The sequence below is a fragment of the Halobacillus sp. genome (genome assembly GCF_049282395.1).
GTDB lineage: Bacteria > Bacillota > Bacilli > Bacillales > Halobacillaceae > Halobacillus.
The window spans coordinates 1-2,249 of the sequence record NZ_JBAPTY010000306.1; the positions used below are offsets into that span (position 1 = coordinate 1).

Here is a 2,249-nt window from a genome sequence, read left to right on the forward strand (position 1 = left end):
TTAATAATAAGGCTGCTTATCTTGTCTCTGAAGGTGGTACTCATTATGATGTGGAGGTAGAAGGAGTTGGAAGAGAAGCTACGGAACAAATTTACTACCGTGCTTTAACAAAATATCTAACCGCGACTTCAGACTTCAGTATGATGAGACAAGCCGCTATCCAATCAGCAGTTGATCTGTATGGGGAAAATTCAATGGAAGTAAGCTCTGTTATGCAGGCTTATGATGCAATTGGAGTAGAATAATCCAGAGAAGAAGCTCTTTCAAACGAAAGAGCTTCTTTTAAATCTCCATATAGACGCTAACAGTCCGGCAAAAGAGTGTAAGACCGATGCAGAGTGTTTTGGATAAAGGATAGATTATAAGTTTTCCATTAGCTTCTTAGCGATCCGTTCATAATCGTCCCGGTCAATTCCCGGCGCGAATTCTTCCGGCAGATCATCCAGGTCAGGAATGGGGGCGCCTTTAGGTGTTCCCTGAATCACCTGTAACGGAGCTCCACTTTCCGGATTAGTTCCTTTCCAGATCTGATTAATATCCTGATAATCTGTATCGCTCCACGTATAGAGAATGTTATCCAGTCCCTGTTCGATAAACGGGCGGGCGTAGTCAAACTTGGAGTTATCCAAATCCGGCACAGGAAGCATTTTTTTCACATCAACGCCAGTGGCAATTTCAAGTGCTTTCGCATAAGCGAGCGCATGGGTGCCGCCCCGGACTAATAAGTATCCAATCATCTCACGGGCCGTAGGATGATCTGTCATTTCATACACGCGCATCTTATGTGTACGGGCCCCAAGCTCTAAGAAAAAGTTATGCAGTAAATCTAAGACCAGGTTCCCGCTGTTAAAGACGTTGTCGCCTGTCCAGGATTTTCCCATGGAATCACCAGGGAGAGCCGTCTGGGCGGTTGCAATAAACTGATACGTATTGCGTTTATTGAGCCCATTCTGCAAAGGTGCAATATCCGGATCTCCTGTAAACGTAATGCCGCGGGTTAATAGATTAATGGAATTGTTTACGAGTTCTACGTGACCAAATTCTTCCGCGGTAATACTTGCCACTAGATCATAAAAGGGTTTGAACTTCTTTTTGTTACGAAAACCGAAGGACTGGTACATGTAATTGTTCAATGTAGACATTTCTCCAAATTTGCCGCCAAGCAATTCCTGTACGGCAGCGGCCGCATTAGCATCTCCATGCTCAGGAATCGTCAGAGCAATCTGCATACGATTGATGCGCTTAAACATAGCATCCTCCTTTTATCTTTGATCAGGGAATACCCAGACAATCTGCTGCGTTCGAATGAAAAAAGGGGTTCTACTTACTTCAACCACGATATGGTCCGGCATAACCGTTTTCAGCATTCCCTTCACAGAACCCTGAGTCGTCTGCACAACGACCGGTCTCCCCTGGATGGACATTAGTGTCTGGTATACATACGGATCGATCGCTGAATTCATCGACACGTTCTGGGAATTCATTGGTTCATCTCCTTCACAGGTAGTCTCATTGATGTATATGTAAGAGGGTGGCAAATAATAGTTGTCTCATCATATTCCTAGTAAATTCTTATAGAAGCCTATTGATAAACGTCAGATTATTGAAAAAAAGTCACATGAATTACGACTGTTTAGGGAATGGACAAAAAAATAGCATAGGAAAAATATGGCTTTTATAGAAAGGTGGAATAATTCATGAAATACAATCGTTTAGGGAATACAGACCTGGAAATCAGTGAACTGAGCTTTGGAACATGGGCGATTGGCGGTGCCTGGGGGCAAACGAACGATGAAGATGCGCTTGCGGCACTTGAGACAGCCATGGAGAGCGGAGTTAACTTTTTTGATACAGCGGACGTATATGGCATGGGGCACAGTGAAGAACTGCTTGCTCAGGCAACGAAAGGAAAAGAAAAAGAAATCTATATTGCGACGAAGTTCGGACGTCAGGGGGACTTTGCCGCTCCAGCGAACTATACGCCGGAGCAGGTAAGACAGTATGCGGAAGACAGCCTGAAGCGACTCAATCGTGATCGGATCGATTTGTACCAGATCCACTGTCCAACTTTTGAGATTATAAAGGATGGCTCTGTATTTGATGTATTGGAGGATTTAAAAGCAGAAGGAAAAATTCGCTATTACGGGGTCAGCGTCGAGACGGTGGAGGAAGGGCTGTATGTGCTTGAGCACACGAACGCCAGCTCTCTGCAGATTATCTTTAATATCTTCAGGCAGAAACCGCTCGAT

At 44.4% G+C, this 2,249-nt stretch carries 4 protein-coding genes; 2 read left to right on the forward strand and 2 right to left on the reverse strand.

Annotated elements, in window-relative coordinates; translation table 11 throughout:
• Positions 1–245 (forward strand): M4 family metallopeptidase (locus WAM07_RS13175; protein WP_422167530.1); only part of this gene is annotated, 245 nt, incomplete at its 5' end.
• 114 nt (positions 246–359) lie between these two features.
• Here the strand turns inward: WAM07_RS13175 and WAM07_RS13180 are convergent.
• Entirely contained in the window at positions 360–1,250 is an 891-nt protein-coding gene (locus tag WAM07_RS13180; RefSeq protein ID WP_422167532.1) for a manganese catalase family protein, read from the reverse strand.
• 12 nt (positions 1,251–1,262) lie between these two features.
• Positions 1,263–1,484: a YuzF family protein gene (locus tag WAM07_RS13185; RefSeq protein ID WP_422167534.1), complete on the reverse strand. Its 222-nt coding sequence runs from the start codon at positions 1,482–1,484 to the stop codon at positions 1,263–1,265.
• A gap of 213 nt (positions 1,485–1,697) precedes the next feature.
• Here WAM07_RS13185 and WAM07_RS13190 point away from each other — a divergent pair.
• The coding region (locus tag WAM07_RS13190) for an aldo/keto reductase (protein WP_422167536.1) at positions 1,698–2,249 on the forward strand (552 nt) is incomplete at its 3' end.